At 66.7% G+C, this 21502-nt stretch carries 19 protein-coding genes; 9 read left to right on the top strand and 10 right to left on the bottom strand.

The window, feature by feature from the left end; genetic code table 11:
- Nucleotides 1–105 precede the first annotated feature (105 nt).
- From hjc to NO887_RS15430, 4 genes are all read left to right on the top strand, one after another.
- Nucleotides 106–660, top strand: a complete 555-nt coding sequence (gene hjc / locus NO887_RS15415; RefSeq protein ID WP_256419096.1) for a Holliday junction resolvase Hjc — start codon at nt 106–108, stop codon at nt 658–660.
- 81 nt (nt 661–741) lie between these two features.
- Entirely contained in the window at nt 742–1662 is a 921-nt protein-coding gene (gene rio1 / locus NO887_RS15420; RefSeq protein ID WP_256419097.1) for a serine/threonine-protein kinase Rio1, read from the top strand.
- A gap of 94 nt (nt 1663–1756) precedes the next feature.
- Nucleotides 1757–2497 carry a hypothetical protein gene (locus NO887_RS15425; RefSeq protein WP_256419098.1) on the top strand — a complete coding sequence of 247 codons (741 nt, stop codon included), beginning with the start codon at nt 1757–1759 and terminating at the stop codon, nt 2495–2497.
- Between the two features lie 116 nt (nt 2498–2613).
- The gene (locus NO887_RS15430) at nt 2614–3156 is read left to right on the top strand and encodes a KH domain-containing protein (RefSeq protein WP_256419099.1); all 543 of its coding nucleotides are present in this window, start codon (nt 2614–2616) and stop codon (nt 3154–3156) included.
- A gap of 37 nt (nt 3157–3193) precedes the next feature.
- Here the strand turns inward: NO887_RS15430 and NO887_RS15435 are convergent, their stop codons facing one another.
- The 6 genes from NO887_RS15435 to trpY all read right to left on the bottom strand — a co-directional run bounded on the left by NO887_RS15435 (nt 3194) and on the right by trpY (nt 11531).
- Entirely contained in the window at nt 3194–3850 is a 657-nt protein-coding gene (locus tag NO887_RS15435; RefSeq protein WP_256419100.1) for a lactate utilization protein, read from the bottom strand.
- Nucleotides 3851–4167: 317 nt separating this feature from the next.
- A complete protein-coding gene (gene thsA, locus NO887_RS15440) occupies nt 4168–5817 on the bottom strand; it encodes a thermosome subunit alpha (RefSeq protein ID WP_256419137.1) in 1650 nt (549 codons plus the stop codon).
- Between the two features lie 215 nt (nt 5818–6032).
- Entirely contained in the window at nt 6033–7370 is a 1338-nt protein-coding gene (gene hemL / locus NO887_RS15445; protein ID WP_256419101.1) for a glutamate-1-semialdehyde 2,1-aminomutase, read from the bottom strand.
- A gap of 164 nt (nt 7371–7534) precedes the next feature.
- Nucleotides 7535–9253, bottom strand: a complete 1719-nt coding sequence (locus tag NO887_RS15450; protein ID WP_256419102.1) for an ammonium transporter — start codon at nt 9251–9253, stop codon at nt 7535–7537.
- A 523-nt stretch (nt 9254–9776) separates the two neighbouring features.
- Nucleotides 9777–10808: a DNA repair and recombination protein RadA gene (radA, locus tag NO887_RS15455; RefSeq protein WP_256419103.1), complete on the bottom strand. Its 1032-nt coding sequence runs from the start codon at nt 10806–10808 to the stop codon at nt 9777–9779.
- A gap of 222 nt (nt 10809–11030) precedes the next feature.
- The gene (gene trpY / locus NO887_RS15460) at nt 11031–11531 is read right to left on the bottom strand and encodes a TrpY family transcription regulator (RefSeq protein ID WP_256419104.1); all 501 of its coding nucleotides are present in this window, start codon (nt 11529–11531) and stop codon (nt 11031–11033) included.
- 181 nt (nt 11532–11712) lie between these two features.
- Between trpY and NO887_RS15465 the strand changes: the two genes are divergently transcribed.
- Entirely contained in the window at nt 11713–13899 is a 2187-nt protein-coding gene (locus NO887_RS15465) for an ATP-dependent DNA helicase (RefSeq protein ID WP_256419105.1), read from the top strand.
- A gap of 70 nt (nt 13900–13969) precedes the next feature.
- Here the strand turns inward: NO887_RS15465 and NO887_RS15470 are convergent, their stop codons facing one another.
- Together NO887_RS15470 and NO887_RS15475 are read right to left on the bottom strand one after the other, a co-directional pair.
- A complete protein-coding gene (locus tag NO887_RS15470; RefSeq protein ID WP_256419106.1) occupies nt 13970–14344 on the bottom strand; it encodes a DUF7473 family protein in 375 nt (124 codons plus the stop codon).
- Nucleotides 14345–14426: 82 nt separating this feature from the next.
- Nucleotides 14427–14984: a TATA-box-binding protein gene (locus NO887_RS15475; RefSeq protein ID WP_256419107.1), complete on the bottom strand. Its 558-nt coding sequence runs from the start codon at nt 14982–14984 to the stop codon at nt 14427–14429.
- 87 nt (nt 14985–15071) lie between these two features.
- Between NO887_RS15475 and NO887_RS15480 the strand changes: the two genes are divergently transcribed.
- The 3 genes from NO887_RS15480 (at nt 15072) to rpiA (ending at nt 18329) form a co-directional block, all read left to right on the top strand.
- Nucleotides 15072–16187: a THUMP domain-containing protein gene (locus NO887_RS15480; protein WP_256419108.1), complete on the top strand. Its 1116-nt coding sequence runs from the start codon at nt 15072–15074 to the stop codon at nt 16185–16187.
- A gap of 165 nt (nt 16188–16352) precedes the next feature.
- Nucleotides 16353–17477, top strand: coding sequence for an ORC1-type DNA replication protein (locus tag NO887_RS15485; protein ID WP_256419109.1), 1125 nt, complete (start codon nt 16353–16355; stop codon nt 17475–17477).
- A gap of 102 nt (nt 17478–17579) precedes the next feature.
- A complete protein-coding gene (gene rpiA / locus NO887_RS15490) occupies nt 17580–18329 on the top strand; it encodes a ribose-5-phosphate isomerase RpiA (protein WP_256419110.1) in 750 nt (249 codons plus the stop codon).
- Between the two features lie 110 nt (nt 18330–18439).
- On the opposite strand, the gene NO887_RS15495 is transcribed toward rpiA, so the two are convergent.
- On the bottom strand, nt 18440–18607 hold the full coding sequence (locus NO887_RS15495; protein WP_004047560.1) for a DUF1931 family protein: 168 nt from the start codon (nt 18605–18607) through the stop codon (nt 18440–18442).
- A gap of 183 nt (nt 18608–18790) precedes the next feature.
- Here NO887_RS15495 and larB point away from each other — a divergent pair, with 183 nt between their 5' ends.
- Nucleotides 18791–19576, top strand: coding sequence for a nickel pincer cofactor biosynthesis protein LarB (larB, locus tag NO887_RS15500; protein ID WP_256419111.1), 786 nt, complete (start codon nt 18791–18793; stop codon nt 19574–19576).
- Nucleotides 19577–19626: 50 nt separating this feature from the next.
- On the opposite strand, the gene NO887_RS15505 is transcribed toward larB, so the two are convergent.
- Nucleotides 19627–21441: a sensor histidine kinase gene (locus NO887_RS15505; RefSeq protein ID WP_256419112.1), complete on the bottom strand. Its 1815-nt coding sequence runs from the start codon at nt 21439–21441 to the stop codon at nt 19627–19629.
- Nucleotides 21442–21502: the final 61 nt, after the last annotated feature.

The following is a 21502-nucleotide window of genomic DNA, read 5'->3' on the forward strand; positions in this document are numbered from 1 at the left end:
GCCGGTGAAATCGGATCGAGAGCGGTCTCGACGACACGTCGACCCGCCGCGCTTTTGAACGCCTCTCGCTTACAGCGTCTATGACCGAACCGGGGGACGACGACCGTGTCCGCTAACCGGAAGGGCGACCGGCGCGAGCGAGAACTGGTGAACGCACTGGACGAGTCGGGATTCGCCGTGATGCGTGCTCCGGCGAGCGGCTCGTCGACGGAGCGGGAGCTTCCGGACGTGCTCGCCGGCGACGGCGAGACGTTCTACGCAATCGAAGCGAAATCAAGCGCAGGCGACCCGATATATCTCACGGGTGAAGAGGTCGAGGCGCTGCTGTTTTTCGCTCGGAACTTCGGCGCGAAAGCGCGTATCGCGGTCCGGTTCGACCGCGAGGACTGGTACTTCTTCCATCCCGGCGACCTGTACACGACCGACGCCGGCTCGTATCGCGTCAAAAAGGAGACGGCGCTCGCGGACGGCACCGACTTCGCTGAATTCGCCGGCGAGACTCAGAAGGTGACGCTCGACGAAGTCGGGTCCGGCGCGGGCGGAAGCGGCGCGGATGGGAGCGGCGGAAACGACGACGCAGAAACCGAGCAGCGACGCGAGATCTTAGAGGCCGTTCGCGACGGGCACATGCCCGTCGAGGACGCACTCGACGTGTTGTGACCCCGCGCACGGGGCGACACCCGGCGAGACGCGACGCCGGACCCCCTCGCTTATCCCTCGCGGCGGCGAACTCCCACGCGAATGAGCGAGGACTTCGGTCTGCTGGAGCCCGCTGACGATCCCGGCGACGAGTGGGAACAGCTCGATGTCTCCGACACCGAGGCCGACCGGATCGCGCGCCGGCAGGACCGCGAGTTCGACGAGTTCCGTAAGCGGATCAAGGACACGGAGCAGTTCAAGCTCCAAGAGTCGGTGTTCGACGACGCGACGCTCGCAGCCGTCTACAAGCTCGTCCAAGACGGCTACGTCGACGCCTTCGGTGGTCCGGTGTCGACCGGCAAGGAGGCGAGCGTCTTCGAGGCGCTCGGGGGGCAGGCGGGCGAGCGCCCGGAGCCGGGGTCGGCTGCGGCCGGCGGCGGCCCCGAAGGTGTTCACCCGGAGCGCGAAGTCGCCGTGAAGGTGTATCGGATCAACTCCTCGAACTTCCGGCAGATGCGCGAGTACCTGGAGGGCGACCCGCGGTTCGAGGGAATCGCGAACGACAAGAAGGCGGTCGTGCTGGCGTGGACCCGCAAGGAGTTCGCCAATCTCAAACGCGCGCGCACCGCGGGAGTGCGGGTCCCCGAGCCGATCGCCGTCCAGCGGAACGTCCTCGTGATGGAACTGGTCGGCCACGCCGACGACCGCGCTCGCCGGCTCTCGGAGGTCGAAGTCGAGAACCCCGAGACCGCCTACGAGGTCGTCCGCGAGTACATGCGACGGCTCTACCGCGCCGGACTGATCCACGGCGACCTCTCCGAGTACAACATGATCATCCACGAGGGCGAACTGGTGGTCATCGACATGGGACAGGCGGTGACGGTCCACCACCCGAACGCCGGCGAGTTTCTCGACCGCGACTGCGAGAACGTGGCGGCCTTTTTCACCAGACAGGGGATCGATGTCGACCCCGCTGACCTCCGCGCGTACGTGACCGAACCGGAGCCCGATCCGAGCGAGTAACCGAAAGCCGAACGACGTGCCACACGAGAAACCGGGCAGACCAAGTGAACTGGCGAACGGACACACTGATTTGGGTCCCGGTTGACGTGTCCCCATGCCCTCCTTGAACAATTCTGCGGCGGTATCCACTGAGATAGCATCCGTCGCCCGGCGATACCGCCGGGTTGAACGCACGGCCAGTTGGCTCGTTGCCCTCCTCGTCGTCGCGGTCGTTCTGACAGCGATCCGCACGCTTGACCTCTTTCCGGCCGCGCTAGTCGCGGTCGGCATAGTCGTTCTCGCTCGTATACCGCTCGTGACCCGAAACGGGCATACGCGACTGATAACCGACTCCGAGCCGGCGGCAGTCGTGGACGCGTTTCGGTGCGGCACCCCACCGATCCTCGCTTTCCAGTGGGCGGTCGCGGATACGATCGAACTCGGTGGTGAGGATGTCGATGCCGAGGAATCCGGCTCTCCCGCGACGACCCGCGCGACCTACGCGTTCTCTTATCTGTTCGGACTGCAATCGGTGTCGATGACCCTTGAGGTTCGATCGCTGAGACGCGAAGGCGACGACAGAGCGGCCACGGGCGGCGCGGGACCGGCCACAGACGCCGACGTAGTCGAAACCCTCGAGGTGAGCGCCACGGCCGGCGGGCGACCGTGGGGCACGTATCGGGTGACGATACGGGAGTCCGACTTCGGGACGGTCGTTGACGTGGATCTGACGACCGACCGGCGGTTCGACCTGCGGTCGGTCCCACAGGCGCTGGTCGCGGAGCGGTACTTCGATGCGATCCTCTCGGCACAGGGATATCGCGTTGCCGATCGATCGGTGTCATGGTCGACGTGATCGGCCCTCTCCGGCCACCCGAGAATCCACGCTAGCCGGCCGCACACGCCCGGTATCTGGACACACACCGCGGCTCGCGGAACACGTTTAAAAGGCTTGGCCGGATATCCATCTGCATGCAACACGTGACGGTTCCGCAGGACCGGATCGGCGTCGTCATCGGTGCCGGTGGCGAGACGATGCGGGAGATAGAAGAGCGGGCGAACGTGCGCCTCGACGTCGACTCCGAGTCGGGAAGCGTCGCCATCGAGGAGCGAAACGACCCGGTCGCCGCGATGATCGCGCCCGACGTGATCAAGGCGATCGGCCGCGGCTTCAAGCCGGAGACGGCGCTGTCGATCCTCGACCACGACCTTCGCACGCTCGATCTGATCGACCTGTCCGAGCACACGCGCAACGACAACGACCTCCAGCGCCAGAAGGGCCGGATAATCGGCGAGAACGGACGGACCAGAGAACTGCTGGAAGAACTGTCCGGCGCGAACGTCGTCGTCTACGGCACCACCGTCGGCGCGGTCGGCCAGCCCGAAGAGTTAGAGGTCGTCCGCCGCGCGGTCGGGATGCTGCTCGACGGCGCGCCCCACGGTGCGGTGTACTCGTACCTCGAACGGATGTCGAACGAACTCGACGACGACGTGAGTTTCAACGCGCCGCAGTAGGACGGAGTCAGTGCGGAACAGTCGGCAGCCGAAACAGTCAGTACCCAAATCGATCGCGAACGAGGACGACCGTCGTACGTCCCTCCTCCGTCTCACGACGATAGACGAGCTGTTTGGCGATCGCCGACTCGACGCCGTACGCCTCCTGTGCACGCTCGTTTTCGAGCGGGTACGCGACCGACTCCAGCCGGTCGAACGCGTCTGAAAGCGTCGGGACAATCTTGTTCGTGCCGCTGACGATGACGACGTTACCGGCGGCGAACGGGTACGCCCCGATCCGGCTGCCGGAGAGGTCGGCGGCAACCAGTTCGCCCGTCTCGGCGATCGCGTTGATCCCGCCGAGGAAGTAGTCGGCCGTCTGCGACTCGCGCCGTGCGGTCTGTCGCTCGGCGTCGTCGTCGATGCTCCAGATCTCGTCCGGGAGGCTCTCCCACTCGTGGTCGCCCTCGCTGAGGAACTCGTCGAAGCCGATCTCCTCGAGGGTCGTCGAGTGGCCGTTCATCACGGACGCGCCCGCGGGGATCTGCGACTGGACCGCGTCGAGCGCCTCGTCGGCGTCGTCGACGACGATCACGTCGAAGCCGCGCTCTTCGAGGTTCGCGACGGTCTCCTCGACGGTCGCGTCGTCGGCCGTCTGGTCCAGCGTCTCGTCGATCTCGGCGTCGTCCGCGTAGTCCGCTTTCTGCTGTGACATTGTATGGAAATCAAACGGGTCGCCGCCGCGTCAGGCGCGCCGGCGGCGGTCCCGTCTCGTGATCGATCGGAGGCGCGGACGACACTTAACGGCTCGCGAACACCCGTGTCAGGGGGTGACGTTGGTGTTATCGTCGTGTCGACGAATCGACCGCTCGTCCGTCGAGCGACGGACCGAGGGGTAAGCGATCTGCGTCGGTCGTCGATAAAAATCGCGTGTCGTCGAGGCCCGGAAGGGGCGCGCGACGGTCGGTCGGCGGGTCGGTCCAGCGAAGCGATTGCGGTCGGCGTGAGTAGGGTGTATCTCCTACGCGGAGTTTACATCGCACCGCCCATACCGCCCATGCCGCCCATACCGCCCATGCCGCCGGCACCACCGGGACCGCCAGCGGGCTCGTCGTCGTCGTCGGAGCCGCCGCCCTTGAGGTCGCCGGCCGCGATGACGTCGTCGATGCGGAGGATCATGACGGCCGCCTCGGTGGCGGACTCGATGGCCTGGGTCTTGACGCGGAGCGGCTCCACGACGCCCTCGGCCTCCATGTTGATCACGTCGCCCGTGTAGGCGTCGAGACCTGCGCCGAACTCGCCGCCGTCGTGGCGGGCGCGCAGGTCGACGAGCGAGTCGATGGGGTCGAGGCCCGCGTTCTCGGCGAGCGTGCGCGGGATGACCTCCAGCGCGTCGGCGAACGCCTCGACGGCGAGCTGCTCGCGGCCGCCGACGGAGTCGGCGAAGTCGCGGAGCTGCAGCGCGAGTTCGGCCTCGCTTGCGCCGCCGCCGGGCAGCACCTTCCCTTCGAGCAGGGTCGTGCGGACGACGCCGAGCGAGTCGTCGATGGCGCGCTCGACCTCGTCGACGACGTGCTCGGTGCCGCCGCGGAGGATGAGAGTGACGGACTTGGCCTCCTCGACGTCCTCGACGAAGATGCGCTCGTCGCCGCCGATGTCCTTCTGGGCGACGGAGCCGGCGAATCCGAGATCGTCGGACTCGATGTCGTCGAGGTTGGAGACGACGCGGCCGCCGGTCGCGCGAGCGAGGCGTTTGAGGTCGCCGGACTTCGCGCGGCGGACAGCCAAGATTCCCTCCTGTGCGAGGTAGTGCTGGGCCATGTCGTCGATGCCGTCGCCGACGAAGACGACGTCAGCGCCGATGTCGACGAGGTGGTCGACCATCTCGCGGAGCTGCTCTTCCTCTTGATCGAGGAACTGCTGGAGCTGGTCGGGGTCGGTGACGTTGACCTCGGCGTCGATCTCCGTCTCCTTCACTTCGATAGCGCCGTCGAACAGCGCGACGTCGGCGTCCTCGACCGCGAAGGGCATGTTCTCGTCGACGCGCTCTTTGTCGACGATGACGCCCTCGACGAGCTCCGACTCGTCGATGGAACTGCCGACGACCTTCTCGACGGAGACGTTCTCCGTGTCGATGTCGTCGTCGTCCTGAACTGCCAGCACGGCGTCAACGACGAGTTCGGCGAGCAGGTCCTTGGAGTTCTCTGCGCCCTTACCCGTCATCGCTGTCTCGGCGATCTCGACGAGCGTGTCGTAGTCGTCCTCGTCGACATCGATGGCTTCCTCGTCGAGGATTTCCTTGGCCTTTTCGGCGGCTTGGCGGTACCCCTGTGCGAGCGTGGTCGCGTGGATATCTTGGTCGAGGAGCTCCTCGGCCTGGTCGAGAAGCTCACCGGCGACGACGACAGCGGAGGTGGTGCCGTCGCCAACCTCCTCTTCCTGCGTCTCGCTGACCTCGACGATCATGTTGGCCGCCGGGTGGTCGATATCCATCTCTTTGAGGATGGTGACGCCGTCGTTCGTGACGACGACGGACCCGCCGGAATCGACGAGCATCTTGTCCATTCCTTTCGGACCGAGCGTCGTGCGGACGGACTCCGCAACCGCCTTGCCGGCCGTGATGTTCATGTTCTGGGCGTCCTTTCCGGAGGTGCGCTGCGACTCCTCGGAAAGTACGATCATCGGCTGGTTACCCATCCGTTGTCGCTGGGACATAATCACCCATTGATTGTTTGTGATTCTATATAAACCTTTTGCTGGCAGTGTGCGAAATCGCCACACGGGGGCGGTTATACTGCTGGTGTGTGGCTCATTATCACAGGTGTTTATATAGAACGACAGACAGTCAGAAGCGCCGCAGTCGGTGCGATATAACGAGACGAACGGTACGAGACCGATCAGATCGCTTCACGATACGCGTCCAGCGTCTTTTCGACGTCTGCCTCCGTGTGCGCGTAGGAGGTGAACTGACACTCGAACTGGTTGGCGGTGAGGAACACGCCGCGGTCTTTCATCTCCTGCCAGAACACCCGCTCCCAGCGGTCGGTCTCCGCGGCCGCCACGTCCGCTCCGGTCTTCGGACAGGCGTCGTACCGCCCGCAGTCAGAGTCTTGTCGACACCCGCCCGCACAGCCGGCCTCGGCGTCAACCGGCGTCTCGCGGGTGAATACCGTCTTGAACATCGAGTCGGTCCCGACGACCGTATACTCGGGCGCGCGTTCGGCGCAGATGTCGGTAATTCCTTCCCGAAGCTTCCGGCCGAGGCGGTTGACGTGCTCGTACACGTCGTTCTCGGCGGCGTACTCGAGTGTCGCCTTTCCCGCGGCCATCGTCACCGGATGCCCGGAGAACGTGCCGGACTGGAACACGTCGCCCGAGGGAGTGAACCCCTCGATCACGTCCGCGCGGCCGCCGATCGCACCGACGGGGAAGCCGCCGCCGATGATCTTCCCGAACGTCGTCACGTCGGGAGTGACGCCGAACTTCGACTGCGCGCAGCCGAGGCCGCCGACGCGGAACCCGGTGATCACCTCGTCGAAGATCAGCAGCGCGCCGTGGTCGTCACACAGATCTCGAAGCGTCTCGTGGTAGCCGTCGACGGGCATCACGATTCCCGTGTTCGCGAGGATCGGCTCGACGAGCACCGCGGCGATGTCGTCGCCGTGCTCTGCAAACACCTCTTTCACGGTCTGCGGATCGTTGAACGGAATCGGGAGGGTGTGCTCGGCGAACTCCTCGGGAATGCCCGCAGTTGAGGGCTGCGGATTCTCGGGACCTCCCTCGACGAGCGTCGACTCCTGTGCGCCGTGGTACCCGCCCTGCATGACGACGATCTTGTCGCGGCCGGTGTGCCCTCGGGCCAGCCGGACCGCGGAGACCGTCGCCTCCGTCCCCGAGTTGACGAATCGGATCGATTCGACGCTCGGGACGTGGCGGGACACGAACTCCGCGTGTTCCACTTCAATTTCCGTGGGCGCGCCGTACATCGGTCCCGCCGCCGCGTGCGACTGCACCGCCGATTCGACCGGGTCCGGGAGGTCGTGACCGTACAGGAGCGGCCCGTAGCCCATCACCCAGTCGACGTATCGGTTGCCGTCGGCGTCGATGACGTGACCCCCGTCCCCGCGCTCGACGAAGAAGGGGTGCGGCATCGTCGCGCGGACGGAGGAGTTGACCCCACCGGGCGAGACCGACAGCGCGCGGTCGTACAGCTCCCGTGAGCGCTCGTGGTTCATGCCCCGGGGTTGGATCGGGAGGGTGAAAGTAGTTGCCGACCCGTCGCCGCGGCTAGTCGGCGTGAGGTCGATTAAAAAAAGCCACGTTAGTTCGTCGGATCGATCGCCTGCGACGGAATCACGTTGAACGTCGCGCCGGCGTCATACTGAACGCCGCGCCGTCGTCACACCGCCTCCGGACCGGTCGCGCCGGTGCGGACCTGCAACGCGTCCTCGACGGGCATGATGAACACCTTTCCGTCGCCGGGCTCGCCGGTCTTGGCGGCGTCGGCGATGGCGTTTGCGACCTCGTCGGCCGGAATGTCGGCGACGACGATGTCGATTTTTACCTTCTGGTGGAGGTCGACCGTGAACTCCTCACCGCGCCACTGTCCCTTCTTGGCGGGCTGGCTACCACGGCCGGAGACGTTCGTGACGGTGAGCGATGGCGCGTTGATCTCTGCGAGTGCCTGCTTGATCGCACCGAGCTTGTCGGGCCGAACGACTGCCGTGACCATCTTTATCTCCGTGCCGGCTTCCTCGCCGCCGTCAGCGCGCGGAGAGTCGTCGGTCGTGTCGACCACTGCGGGGCCGCCGTCGGTCGCCACGCGGTCGCCGCCGAATTCGGGGTAGGTCTCGACGCCGTGTTCGGAGATGTCGAGGCCCTCCTGTTCGTGTTCCGGGGTGACGCGTGCCTCGCCGACCAGCTTGAGGACGTACCAGACGACGGCGGTCGCGGTGAGGGTCCACCCGCCGATGATGACGACGCCGACTAACTGAGCGATGAAGTGGGCCCCGACGCCGCTACTGAGCTGTCCGGGAGCGGCCACGAACGGGAACAGCAGGGTTCCGAGAACGCCGGCGCTGCCGTGGACCGGGAACACCGCACAGACATCATCGATCTTGAGCGTGTCCGAGACGAAGTCGAAGACGATCGGGAGCTGTGCGCCGGCGAGCCCGCCGACGACGAGCGCGCCCCACCACGCCGTGGTGTCCGGAATAGCAGTGATCCCGACCAGCCCCGCGAGGAGGCCGTTCGCGACGTAGAGCGTGTCGACCTTGCCGTTCCGCAGCCACACGACGAGCGCGGCCCCGATCCCACCGGACGCCATCGCGATGGTCGTCCCCATCGCGACGAGGTTGACGGTCATGGTGTTGAACATGCCGCCGCTAACCACAGAGGCTGTCCCGACGTTGAAGCCGTACCAGCCGAACGCGAGGATGAGCGTCCCGAGGGCGGCGAACGTCAGCGAGTGGCCGGGAATTACGTTCGTCGAGCCGTCCTCGCTGTAGCGGTCCATCCGCGGGCCGAGCACGGCCGCGGCAGTGAGCCCGGCGATACCGCCCATACCGTGGACGATCATGCCGCCAGCGAAGTCGTGGAAGGCGGTTCCGGTCAGCTGGGCGACGAGTCCGTCACCGGAGGCCGACCACGTGAACGCGATGACCATCGGGTAGATGACTGCGGCCAGCAGGAAGGTGTAGGTGACGTACGCGCGCAGCTTCGCGCGACCGGCGACCGCGCCGGAGACGATGGTTGCCGCCGTCATCGCGAAGACAGCGCCGTAGAGCCAGTTGACGTACGGGCCGACAACGCCCTCCTCGACGGCAAGTTCACCGCCGGAGAACAGCGTCCCAGCCACGGAGACGGGACCGCCGGAGCCGCTCATCACGCTGGTGAACGCCGTCCCGATGAGGAAGAACACCGTCACCCCGACGCTCCACGTCAGGAGGTTCTTCGTCAGCTGGTTGGCGACGTTCTTCGAGCGAACCTGCCCCGCTTCGAGCATGGCGAAGCCGGCGTGCATGAAGAAGATGAGGAACGTCACGACGAGGATCCACGTCCCGTTCAGTGCGGATGCGAACGTACTCGGATCGACGCTCGCGAGAACGCCGGTCGTCACGAGGCAACCACCTCTACTGACCGTTCGTTCGTTGAGCGACGCGTTTCATTCGTGTTCATGTGCTGAATCACATTACAACCCCGGGAAAGGGAATCATATAAATGCTTGAGTTGAAACACCAAATAAATTAGAAGGATAACACTAGATTTGTCCAATATACTATAGACTCAATTGTATATAAGGACGTAAGTTGCGGGATTATCTGGTAATTCTTGCGCGATCGGCTGACAGATGTATTGTAAGAAATCCAACTAAAATGCATGACTTCGCCGATTTGCCGCCTCACGACGACGCGCGCGGCCGCTGTCGGCGAGTATTGCCACATCGATCTATCGCCGAGCGGCACTGCGTGCGTCGGTCTCGTCTTGTGACGTGCCGAGACGGGCGATACCGACCGTCTCACGAAACAGACATAGAAGTGTACGTTTGTCTACCCTGTGGTCGTCCGATCGGCAGTACGTCCACCGTCTCTCAAAATGGCGTTTCGTTCGCCGATCTGTGTCTGACTCTCGATGCGACCCAGCTACTCCGGCTTCAGTCCTTCGCCCTGCACGCGCATCACCGCCTCGCCGTCGGCGAGGTTCGGCGCGTCGACGAGCCGGACGATCCGCTTGTTCCCCTTCGACTTTCGGAGGTAGATCCGGAATGTAGAGGCGTGCCCGAGGATGTTTCCGCCGATGGCTTGGGTCGGGTCACCGAAGTAGGAGTCGGGATTCGACGCGACCTGGTTGGTGACGAGGATGGCGGTGTTGTACAGGTCGCCGAGCCGCATCAGGTCGTGAAGGTGTTTGTTGAGCTTCTGCTGGCGCTCGGCGAGTTCCCCTCGACCGACGTACTCAGCGCGGAAATGGGCGGTAAGAGAGTCGACACAGACGATTCGGATCGGCCACTCGCTTTCTTCGTGTTCGCCCGCGAGTTCCTTGGCCTTCTCTGCGAGGAGGATCTGGTGGTTGGAGTTGAACGCCTTCGCGACGTGGATCTGATCTAAGAACGCCGCGATGAGTTCCTCCATCGCTTCCTCGTCCGCGGGCGTGCCTTCGATCTCGCGTCGCTCCATCTCCTCGGCGAGAATCTCGTCGTCGAGGCCGCGGACCATGTCGTCGATCCGCTCCGGCCGGAACGTGTCCTCGGAGTCGACGAAGATACAGCCGCCGTCGAGCCCGCCGTTCTCCGGCGGAAGCTGCACGTTGACCGCCATCTGGTGGGTGACCTGCGACTTCCCGGAGCCGAACTCGCCGTACACCTCGGTGATCGATTGGGTCTCGATGCCGCCGCCGAGCAGGTCGTCGACTTCGTCGATCTGCCACGAGAGCTTGCCGATCTCCTGTCGGCGTTCCAACACGCTCGCGCCCGTCTCGAACCCACCCACGTCGGCGGCGTCGCGGGCGGCGTTGATGATATCGGACGCCGACGACTCGCCGATGTCGGCGGTGTTGGACATCTCGCCGGGGCTCGCGACGGCAATCGACTGATAGCTCTCGAATCCGTTCTCGACGAGCTTGTCTGCGGTCGCGGGGCCGACGCCGGGGAGGTCTTCGAGTTCGTCTTCAGGCATGTACCCCTCCCTTGCTCGCCATCGGGTATAAAGTCTGGTTTACACCCGAGTGAAAGTGAAATCTCGCCGTCAGACGGTCGGTCCCTGGTGTGACAGCCGTCGAACGCCTCCGCGTCGATCGCGGGAGTTGATCGCCCGGCGAAACTGGTCGGGTTGCGGACTGCGACCGCGCTTTAGCGGCCCGGTACTCCGGTGGTCCGGTGAACCGACGGTATCGCGATGTCAGAACTCGACGCGGCGGACGTAGTCGAGGTCGCGGATCTCGACGAGCAGCTCGCCCGAGAGGTCGGCGTCGGTTATGACGTACAGCTTCGGGTCGTCGGTGAACTCGGGATCCTCGCTCAACACCTGTCGGATCGAGACGCCGTGATCGGCCATGATCCCGGTCACTTCGGCGACGATTCCGGCCTCATCGGCGGCCGCGACCTCGATTGTGAGCACCGTGAGATCGAGGACCGGTGCCAGATCCATCAGACTCGGCACCGACGAGATGTTGGTGAAGATACGCTTCAGTTCCGGATCGTCCAAGATCGCGTCCGTCGTCGAGTCGACCACGCGCCGGTCGACATCGAGCTCGCGCGCGATTCCGGTGTAGGGGATTTCGATTCCGCCGGAGACCACGCGCCCCTCCTCGTTGACCGAGAAGCCGCGCTCCAAGAAAAGCCGGATGACGGCCTGTTGGCTGGGTGACCCCTCGAACTTTTCGAGGATCTCGTCGAACATTCGTTACTGCGGGTGGTCCCCGCTCGGTGTTAAAGAGCCGGGTAGTGAGGGCGAACCACTTCGAGAGGCGCGGGTGCTGAATCGACGAAGCGGATCGGTCGAGTGCGCCGTGCCGAGTCCTCGCGACCACTTCCGCTCCGGCACCCGACTCCTTTTATTTTGAGCCGTCGAACTCAGTCCCGTGTCAGAACCGTCGCATCTGCGGTTCTTCCCGTACGAGGAACCCTACCCGAACCAGCGCGAGGCGATGGACAGGGTCGCCAACGCGCTGGACAGGGGCCAAGACGTGCTGTTCGAGGGCGCGCCCGGGACGGGAAAGACCCTCTCCGCGCTCGTGCCCGCGCTCGACCACGCCCGCGAGCACGACCGCACGGTGGTCATCACCACCAACGTCCACCAGCAGATGCGTCAGTTCGTCGAGGACGCCCGCGCGATAACGCGCGAAGAGCCGATCCGCGCGGTCGTCTTCAAGGGGAAGTCCTCGATGTGTCACATCGACGTTGACTACCAGGAGTGTCAGACGCTCAGAGACACCACGCGCGATCTGGTCGAGACCGAAAGCGAGGTTCGCGAACTGGAGGCGCGTCAACGCGAACTGCTGGCCGAGAGCCGCGAGGGCGACGCGGGCGCGGCGGAGGCTCGCGAGTCGGTCATGGAGGCGCTCGACGACTTGGAAGACGAGATCGACGAGTACGAGACCGCAAACGTCTGTGCGCACTACAGAAACAACCTCACGCGAGACACGGACGACTTCTTCGCGTGGCTCTTCGAGGACGTTCGCACGCCCGAGGGCGTGTACGCGTACGCGGACGAGCGAGACCTGTGTGGCTACGAGCTGCTCAAAGAGGGTATGGAGGGCGTCGACCTCGTCGTCTGTAACTACCACCACCTGCTCGACCCCCAGATCAGAGAGCAGTTCTTCCGGTGGATCGACCGCGACCCCTCCGAGATCGTGACCGTGTTCGACGAGGCGCACAACGTCGAAGACGCCGCCCGCGACCACGCCACCCGGACGCTGACCGAGAACACCCTCGACGCGGCTCTCGACGAACTCGACGAGAGCGACGACTCACGTGCCGGGGCGGCCGAGAACGTGCTTCGGGCGTTCCGCGACGCGCTCGCGGAGACCTACGACGACGCGCTCGGCTTCGGCGACCGCGAGTCGATAGGCGAGAACTGGGAGGACGTGTCGATAGCGAACGACGACCGCCGCGACGACCTCACGCTCGCCTTCCTCCGCCGCTACGAGGGGGCGGGGATCGATACCGAGACGGAACTCGCCGTCCAGCTCGGACAGGCGATAGACGAGGAGTACGAGCGTCGCTACCGAGACGGCGAGACGACTACGCGAAGCGAGTCACAGACGCTTCAGGCCGCTCGCTTCGTCTCGACGTGGATGGACGAGGGGACGGAACTCGGCCAGTACCCCGTCGTCTCCGTTCGCCGCGACGGGGCGACGGAGGAGGTGTACGGTTGCGCGGAACTGTACACGTGCATTCCCCGCCGAATCACTGCCGAACTGTTCGACGAGGTCGCCGCCTCGGTGCTGATGAGCGCGACGCTTCGCCCGTTCGACGTGACCGAGGAGGTGCTTGGCCTGTCCGACGCGGCGTCGATCGCGTACGGGATGGCCTATCCCGAAGCGAACCGCCGGACGTTCGCGGTCGACGTTCCGCCGCTGTTCTCCTCGGAGCGCAACGACCCGGAGACGCAGACGACCGTGGCCGCCCTCCTTCGAGACGCAATCCGATTCACGCCGGGGAACACGCTCGCGTTCTTCCCGACGTACGCCGAGGCGGAGCGATACTACGAGCGTCTCGACGGCAACCGCTCCGACACCGCGGACCTCGGTGACCTTCACCTTGACGGCCCCGATGAGGACGAAGAGCAACTCCGCCAGCAGTTCGTCGACAGCGAGAACGCGACGCTTTTCACCTCGCTCTGGGGGACGCTCGCCGAGGGCGTGAGCTTCGACGGCGACGACGCCCGGACGGTCATCGTCGTCGGCGTTCCCTACCCCCATCTCTCGGATCGGATGGAGGCGGTCCAGTCCGCGTACGACAGGGCGTTCTCCGACCGCAACCGCAGCCGCGACCCGGGATGGACGTACGCGGTCGAAGTTCCGACGATCCGCAAGACGCGGCAGGCCCTCGGGAGGGTCGTCCGCGGACCGGACGACTTCGGCGTCCGTATCCTCGCCGACCGCCGCTACACGACGGCAGACATGGGAAAATACTCCGTTCGCGGATCGTTCCCGCCGGAGGAGCGCGAGGAACTACTCGATGTCGACCCGACAAAACTGAAGTTCGCGATGCTGAACTTCTACGGCGACCACGACGCGTACGACGGGCCGCCGCCGGAGCCGTGAGGCTGCACGGCCGCCAGCGCGGAGCGTAGCGTCACGGCCGGTACTCTGATGAGATCCTCATCCGGCCGGGTCACCCCGGCATCGACGCCACGAGCACCACGATTCCGAGGACGATGATCCCGAGAAGCGTCGTGATCACCGCGTGGATCGCCGTCATCACGGCGACCGCGCGTCGGGGCTGGTCGTAGCTCCACGCGAACATGACGCCGTCGACGAGGAGCGCGAGGGGGACGAGCAGCGCCTCGGTGACGGCGAACGCCCCGCCCACGACGCCGATCACCGCCGGAAGCGGCCCGATATAGAGCGCGCGTCGGGGATCGACGTCGCCGAGGACGTTCCGCGCGGCGAGATGTGCGGTGATCGAGAGGAACGCGGCGAACACGAGCGTGGTTCCCAGTACCGATATCGGCGTGACCGCCTGCATCGGGACCACCTGAAGGGTCATGACGGATGTACGCGCCGGCGGTAAAAGTGACCTCGGTCTCGGCGCGGCCGCGGGACCGACACGGGTGTCGCTCGTGACGCACTCAGTCGAGCAGTCCGAGCCCGTCGAGTTCCTCGGTGATCACGTCGACGGCCGCGGCGGCGTCGTCCGGGCTCGTTCCGCCGGTGATGACGAGCTTTCCGCTCCCAAAGAGCAGCGCGACGACATCGGGGTCGTCGATCCGGTAGACGAGCCCGGGGAACTGCTCCGGTTCGTACTCGATGTGTTCGAGCCCGAGGCCGATCGCGATCGCGTTCAGGTTGAGATCCTCGCCGAGATCGGCGGAGGTGACGATGTTCTGGACCGTGACCTCGGGGTCGCCGACGGGGATCTGTAGCGCGCGGAGCTCCTCGAAGACGATGTCGAGACTCTCGTGGACGGCGTCGATGGAGTTCGCGCCGGTACAGACGATCTTGCCGGACCGGAAGATGAGTGCGGCCGACTTCGGGTCGGCCGTGCGGTAGACGAGCCCGGGGAACTGTTCGGGGTCGTAGTCGGCACCTTCTAGATCCATCGCGACGCGCTGGAGATCGAGTTCCTGATCGATCCCCGTGGAGGCAACGACGTTCTCGATCGTGATCGTCTCCTTCGGGTCGGCCATCACTGCTTCGACGCACGCTCGAAATGGATAAAAAGGTGGCTGGTCGGAATCGCTACGCTCTTGCGACCGGCCGCCGGACGCCGTGGCGTGTACTGGCTCGAACTCGCGGGCGAGGAGGACGCGTTCGCCGCGTACGAGGCGTCGACCGCGGCCGTCGGCGTCGACCTCCTTGCGCCTGGGATTGCGAGCGCGAGGAGCCTCGGCGGCGCTGCAACGGCCCGATTCGGGCCGCATGCGTCGTCGGTCGAGCATGCGTCGTCGGTCGGTCGGCTGGGGTACACGCGCGCCGCCCACGAGGCGATCGCCCGGACCGACGCCGACCTCGACGCGGCGGTTGCCGCGCTGGAGGCCGCCCCGATCGACCGGACCGGGACGGTGGCTGTCAGGGCCCGTAACGTCAGAAACACGACCGACATCTCGACGAGCGCGGCCGAACACATGCTCGGCGGCGTCCTCGTCGACCGCGGGTTCGATGTCGACCTCGACGATCCGGACCACGTCCTCCGTGCGCTGTTTTCGGCCGGCGACCGCGCCGATCACGCGGCGGTGGCGGGTGCCGATGGCGACGACGCGTCCGTCTGCGCGCTCGGCTGGGTCGCGGTCGAGGCCGCCCGCGACTTCGCCCCGAAGCCGACCGACCGGCCGTTCTTCCAGCCCGGGAGCATGGCCCCGGCCGACGCTCGCGCGTACGCTAACCTCGCGGGCGCGGCCCCCGGATGGACCCTCCTCGATCCCATGTGTGGCACCGGCGGCCTTCCGATCGAGGCGGCCCTCGTCGGTGCGGACGTGCTCGCCTGTGACGCACAGACGAAGATGGTCCGCGGGACACGGGAGAACCTCCGAGCGTACGCGGGCGACGATTCCGACCGCGACCGCGTCAGAGACACCGCCGATCACGCTCGTCCCGCGTGGCACGTCGCGCGCGCCGACGCCACCGCCCTTCCGATGGATGACGACGCCGTCGACGGGATCGCTTTCGACGCGCCGTACGGCCGGCAGTCGAAGATTGCCCGCCACGAACTGGCGGACCTCGTCTCCGGCGCGCTCGCGGAGGCCGCGCGGGTCGCTCCCCGCGCGGTCGTGGTCGCGGACCGGGACTGGCGGGCCGAAGCGCGCGCGGCCGGCTGGGCGGTCGACGCCGTCTTCGAACGCCGAGTTCACCGGTCGCTGACGCGGCACGTGCTCGCGCTCGACCGCGAATGAGCGGACCGGTCGGCCGACTCCTCCGGCGCGTCTCGGACGGATCCACCGTCCTGAGAGTGAACGTCCGCTCGTCGATTCCGGCGTGTTCCGCCGCGGTATCGCCGTATTTCAGTTTCACTCACCCTGCGGGCAACGGTTAAGTAGACGGCCTGACGTGGTGTGGACATGACCGGGGACGCCGGCGACATGCTCTCGTGGGATGAGTCGGTGTTCCGCGACGAGTCCGTCTTCGAGATCGATCACGTCCCCGAGACGTTCCGACATCGTGAGAGTCAACTGGAGAGTCTGAAGTACGCGCTCCGCCCCGCAGTCCGCGGTTCTCGCCCGCTCAACACGGTCGTACGCGGCCCGCCCGGGACGGGCAAGACTACCGCCGTGCAGAAGCTATTCGGCGAACTCGGCACCCGGACCGACGTTCGGACCGTTCGGGTGAACTGTCAGGTCGACTCGACGCGATACGCCGTCTTCTCGCGGCTGTTCGAGGGGATATTCGACTACGAGCCCCCTTCGTCAGGGATCTCGTTCAAGAAGCTATTCGGACAGATCACGGACCGGCTCGTCGAGGAGGACGACGTGCTCGTCGTCGCGCTCGACGACGTGAACTACCTCTTCTACGAAAACGAGGCGTCGGACACACTCTACTCGCTGTTGCGTGCCCACGAGGCGCACTCCGGCGCGAAGATCGGCGTCATCGTCGTCTCCTCCGATCTCGGCCTCGACGTGATCGACGACCTCGACACCCGCGTGCAGTCCGTCTTCCGCCCCGAGGAGGTGTACTTCCCCGTGTACGGCGCGAGCGAGATCTACGACATCCTCTCCGAGCGCGCGAAACGCGGCTTCCACGACGGCGTCATCGGCGACGGCGAACTGGAGCGCGTCGCCGACCTCACCGCCGACAGCGGCGACCTCCGGGTAGGGATCGACCTGCTCCGTCGGGCCGGGCTCAACGCCGAGATGCGCGCCTCGAAGACGATCGCCACGGGGGACGTCGAATCCGCGTACGACAAGTCGAAACACGTCCACCTCTCGCGGTCGCTCCGGGGACTCACCGAATCGGAACGCGACCTCGTGCGAGTGCTCGCCGAACACGACGGGCGACGCGCCGGCGAGGTGTACGAGGCGTTCCACGACGAGACCGACCTCGGCTACACCCGCTACTCCGAGATCATCAACAAGCTCGACCAGCTCGGCGTGATCGACGCCGAGTACGCCGACGTGGAGGGGCGCGGTCGCTCCCGAGAGCTCTCCTTGGCCTACGACGCCCAAGCGGTGGTAGACCGGCTGGAGTGACGACTGTCCCCCACCGCCCGGAACTGCTCCACTCCGCCCCGGAACTGCTCCACTCCGCCCCGCGCCGACGCCTTTTCAACCACCCCCGCCGACTCTGGGCGTATGAAGACGAGCGGCGGGAGCGACGCGGCGAAGCGACGCGCCGGCGAGTCGGCGGCCGCGGAGGTGACCGACGGCGACGTGGTCGGGCTCGGCACGGGCTCGACGGCGGCGCACGCGATCCGTCGGATCGGCGAGCGCGTCGACGCCGGGCTCGACGTGCGCGGCGTGCCGACCTCCTTCGCGAGCCGCGAACTCGCCGCAGATCAGGAAATTCCGCTCGTGGACCTCGATCGGGCGATCGGCCCGGACGCCCCCGGGATCGACCTCGCGATCGACGGCGCAGACCAAGTGGTCACCGCCGCGGCGGGCGACGCCGAGCGCGCGGGTGCGTCGGCCGACCCGGTGAACGCGCTCGTCAAGGGCGGCGGTGCCGCTCACGCTCGCGAGAAGCTCGTCGACGCGGCTGCCGACCGCTTCCTCGTCGTCGCCGATCCCGCGAAGGAGACGCCGGTACTCGACCGGGCCGTGCCGGTCGAGGTGCTCCCGGCCGGGCGGTCGGTCGTCGCCGAGGCGGTGCGGTCGGCCGGCGGCGAGCCGACGCTTCGCGCGGCGGAGCGGAAGGACGGGCCGGTCGTCACCGACAACGGGAACCTCGTGTTCGACTGCGCCTTCGGCGCGATCGCGGACCCGACCGCGCTGTCGACGACGCTGTCGGCGACGCCGGGAATCGTCGAACACGGCCTCTTCGTCGACCTCGCCGACGAGATCCACGTCGGTACCGAGACGGACGTGCGGGTCGTGACGCGGTGACCGGTTCCCGCGCCGCGCCCGAACGAAGACTCCTCTACTCGCGGCTGGTCGCACCGCTCATGAGTCGCGGGTCGACACAAAAATAACGACGGACTGAGAACGCGTCCGTCTTAGAGGTCGCGAGGCTGGACCGTCTTCCGGTCGTTGGCCTCGGCGCGGCGCGCGGCGTCTTCGAGCAGCTCGTCCACTTCGTCGTCCAGCGCGTCGTAGAAGTCCGAAGCGACGTTCTTGTCGTCCAGGGCTTCCTTGACGGCTGCTTTGACAATAAGGTCTGCCATGCGCTCGACGCTATCCGTCGACCGTTAATAAGAGTTCCTGAATTCGCCCGCGAGGGACGCCGTGCGGGCGGTTCGCGGCGATATCCCAGAACGAACACTGATAAACCTTGTGAGAGACGCGCCGTCAGCCGGAGAATCAAACCCGATCGATAGCTTCGACACCGTCCGCCACTGACTGATGGTATGCGCGACACGCTAGAAGCGCTCGACGCCGGCGAGATCGGCGTTGCAGAGGCCGAATCGCGGCTGACGGGCTACGCGACCACGAAGGCAGGCCGGTTCGACGCCGCCCGCGAGCACCGTCGCGGAATCCCGGAGGCGATCCTCGCGGAGGGAAAGACGCCCGCCGAGGTCGCGGCGCTGACCGCGACCGCGGTCGAAACGACCGGTCGGGCACTCGTGACCCGCGCGTCCGACGACGACGCCGCCGCGATCCGGACCGAGGTCGACGGCGGCGTGATCGGGCGATCGACCGACGCGTCGCCCGCCGTCGACCACGACGAGCGAACTGGAACCGTCGTGGTCCACGCGGCCGACTTCGACCCGCCGTCGCTCGACGCGACCGTCGCCGTCGTCGCGGCCGGAACCGCCGACAGCGCGGTCGCCGGCGAGGCCGCCGTCGTCGCCCGCGAGATCGGTGCGACAGTCGACCGCGTCGACGACGTCGGAGTCGCGAACCTCGACCGAATCTTGGACCAACGCGACCGGATTCGCGAGGCTGATGTCGTCGTCGTCGCCGCCGGCCGCGAGGGCGCGTTACCGACCGTCGTCGCCGGGCTCGTCGCCGCGCCGGTGATCGCGCTGCCGGTCTCGACCGGGTACGGGGTCGGCGGCGAGGGAGTCGCGGCGCTTGAGGGCGCGCTCCAGTCCTGTTCGGTGCTCACGACGGTGAACGTCGATGCGGGCTTCGTCGCCGGCGCGCAGGCTGGACTCATCGCGCGAGCGGTCGACGCGGCGCGCGAGACGTGAGCCCGGCGCGTGAATGACGCTGGTGCGCGGACTGTGACCTGTCCGGTCGTTCACGATTCCGACGCGCCGGTCGGAATCGTCACCGTCACCACCGTCCCGCGCGGGTCGCGGTCGGCGTAGTCGACATCGGCTCCGAGCACGTCGGCCGCCCACGCGACGACCCAGAGGCCAAGTCCCGAGCCGTGTTCGAGCGCCGTCTCTCGCCCGGACTCGACCGCCGTGACCTCGTGCTCCGGAATCCCCGGTCCGTCGTCGGCGACAGTGAGAACGTACCGCTCGCCGGCGTGACCGCGGTCACTTTCTCTGTCGGCGTCGCCGCGAGCGGTCTCGTTACCGTCGGTCGCTTCTTCCAGCTCGGAATCGGCCGCCGACTCTGCCCGTCGGAGCGACACCCTGACCCACGGTCCGCCGTCGTCGCGCTCGACACCCTCGCTGTCGTGGTGGTCGACGGCGTTCTCGACGACGTTCTCGACGATCGCGCGGAGCACGTCCACCCTGAGGCGAACCGTTCGATCGCCGTCGCCGTCCTCGTCCGCCTCAAACTCGATTACGGTGTCGGGCTCTCGTTTTCGGGCGTCATCGACGACCGACGCGACGATATCGCCGACGGTCACCTCGGTCGCCTCCCCCCCTGCGAGCACCTTTTCGACGGTTCGCGCCTTCTCGCCGAGGGCGGCGAGCGTACCGGCCCGACGCTCTATCGCGTCCGCCATGCGGAGGAGTTCGGGGTCGTCGAGCCGCTCCGCGAGCAGTTCGCCGTAGCCGTGAACCACGCCGGCGTCATTCCGGAGGTTGTGTCTGAGCACGCGATTGAGCACTGCCAGCTGCTGACGACGCCGCTCCCGCTCTGTCACGTCGGAGAAGACGACCGTGCGGCCGACGCGGACGCCGTTGGGATCGGCCAACGGCGCGGTCGACACTGCGTACGTGCGGCGGCGTCCCGCGACACTTATTTCGATCTCCCCGCCGTCCCCGTCGAGGGATATCGGCGCATCGAGGAACGCATCGAGCGGTCGGTCGCGAGCCGTTTCGGCGTCGACGCCGAGCAGCGACTCGGCCGCCGGGTTGAGCCGGACGATGTGACTGTCGGGCGCGAGCGCGACGATCGGGTCCGCGAGGTCGTCGATCGCGGTCCGCTCCGCGGCGCGGCTGGTCGTCGGATTGCGATCGAACATCTCCGCACGGTTGAACGCGTACGCGTCGAGCAGGGCGTGCGGAACGAACATGACGGGCGCGAACTGCAACTGCGGCACCGGCCCGATCTCCAGCGTCCACGCGACCAGCGCGAAGCCGGGCGGAAGCGAACTCAGCGCGACGGCCGCAGTCTCGCGGCGGTACAGTGGCCCGTAGCTGAGCAGCGTGTCGACGAGCAGGAACACGGCGCTGGCGACGAGCACGGTCTCGGCGGCGACGACGAGGTACCCCCACGGGCCGAGCGCGTACGTGACGGTTTCGACACCAAACACCGGTGCAGGGCGGAACGCGGTCCAGAACGCCCCGTGGAGCGGGTTCGTGAGGAGTGCGACAGTCGAGAGCACGCCGAACCCGACGACGGCCGCGAACAGCCGGCCGCGGACCACGTCGCCCCGCCCCGTGTACTCCAGCGCGAAGCCGAGGAAGCCGACGCCCGTCCAGACGATCCCGAGCCACATCGCCGTCTCCAGTGCGACCCGGAGCAGGGGGTCAGTGACGAGCAGGCCGACCCCGTAGGAGAGACACCAGAGCGCCTGCGCGAGGAACACGCCCAGAAACCAATCGACGCCGGGGCGGCCACGGTGTGCCCGGATCGCCCACGCGAGCCAGAGCGCCCCCGCGCCGCCGGCGAGCGAACCGATCGCGGGCCACGCGGGGACGGCGTCGAGCATGCGTCGGCTACGAGGGCGACGCGGCGGGTAAAGCTATCGCGGTCGCCGTCGCGGTAGCGTT

It is taken from the genome of Halorubrum laminariae (assembly GCF_024494655.1).
GTDB lineage: Archaea > Halobacteriota > Halobacteria > Halobacteriales > Haloferacaceae > Halorubrum > Halorubrum laminariae.

Coding starts and splice junctions, on each gene's coding strand:
- NO887_RS15475 (WP_256419107.1), bottom strand. CDS start 14,984: ATGGCCGACCCGAAGGAGACGATCACGATCGAGAACGTCGTTGCCTCC.
- trpY (WP_256419104.1), bottom strand. CDS start 11,531: ATGTTCGACGAGATCCTCGAAAAGTTCGAGGGGTCACCCAGCCAACAG.
- radA (WP_256419103.1), bottom strand. CDS start 10,808: ATGCCTGAAGACGAACTCGAAGACCTCCCCGGCGTCGGCCCCGCGACC.
- rpiA (WP_256419110.1), top strand. CDS start 17,580: ATGAAGACGAGCGGCGGGAGCGACGCGGCGAAGCGACGCGCCGGCGAG.
- thsA (WP_256419137.1), bottom strand. CDS start 5,817: ATGATCGTACTTTCCGAGGAGTCGCAGCGCACCTCCGGAAAGGACGCC.
- rio1 (WP_256419097.1), top strand. CDS start 742: ATGAGCGAGGACTTCGGTCTGCTGGAGCCCGCTGACGATCCCGGCGAC.
- hemL (WP_256419101.1), bottom strand. CDS start 7,370: ATGAACCACGAGCGCTCACGGGAGCTGTACGACCGCGCGCTGTCGGTC.
- NO887_RS15435 (WP_256419100.1), bottom strand. CDS start 3,850: ATGTCACAGCAGAAAGCGGACTACGCGGACGACGCCGAGATCGACGAG.
- NO887_RS15485 (WP_256419109.1), top strand. CDS start 16,353: ATGACCGGGGACGCCGGCGACATGCTCTCGTGGGATGAGTCGGTGTTC.
- NO887_RS15425 (WP_256419098.1), top strand. CDS start 1,757: ATGCCCTCCTTGAACAATTCTGCGGCGGTATCCACTGAGATAGCATCC.
- NO887_RS15430 (WP_256419099.1), top strand. CDS start 2,614: ATGCAACACGTGACGGTTCCGCAGGACCGGATCGGCGTCGTCATCGGT.
- NO887_RS15495 (WP_004047560.1), bottom strand. CDS start 18,607: ATGGCAGACCTTATTGTCAAAGCAGCCGTCAAGGAAGCCCTGGACGAC.
- NO887_RS15505 (WP_256419112.1), bottom strand. CDS start 21,441: ATGCTCGACGCCGTCCCCGCGTGGCCCGCGATCGGTTCGCTCGCCGGC.
- larB (WP_256419111.1), top strand. CDS start 18,791: ATGCGCGACACGCTAGAAGCGCTCGACGCCGGCGAGATCGGCGTTGCA.
- NO887_RS15470 (WP_256419106.1), bottom strand. CDS start 14,344: ATGACCCTTCAGGTGGTCCCGATGCAGGCGGTCACGCCGATATCGGTA.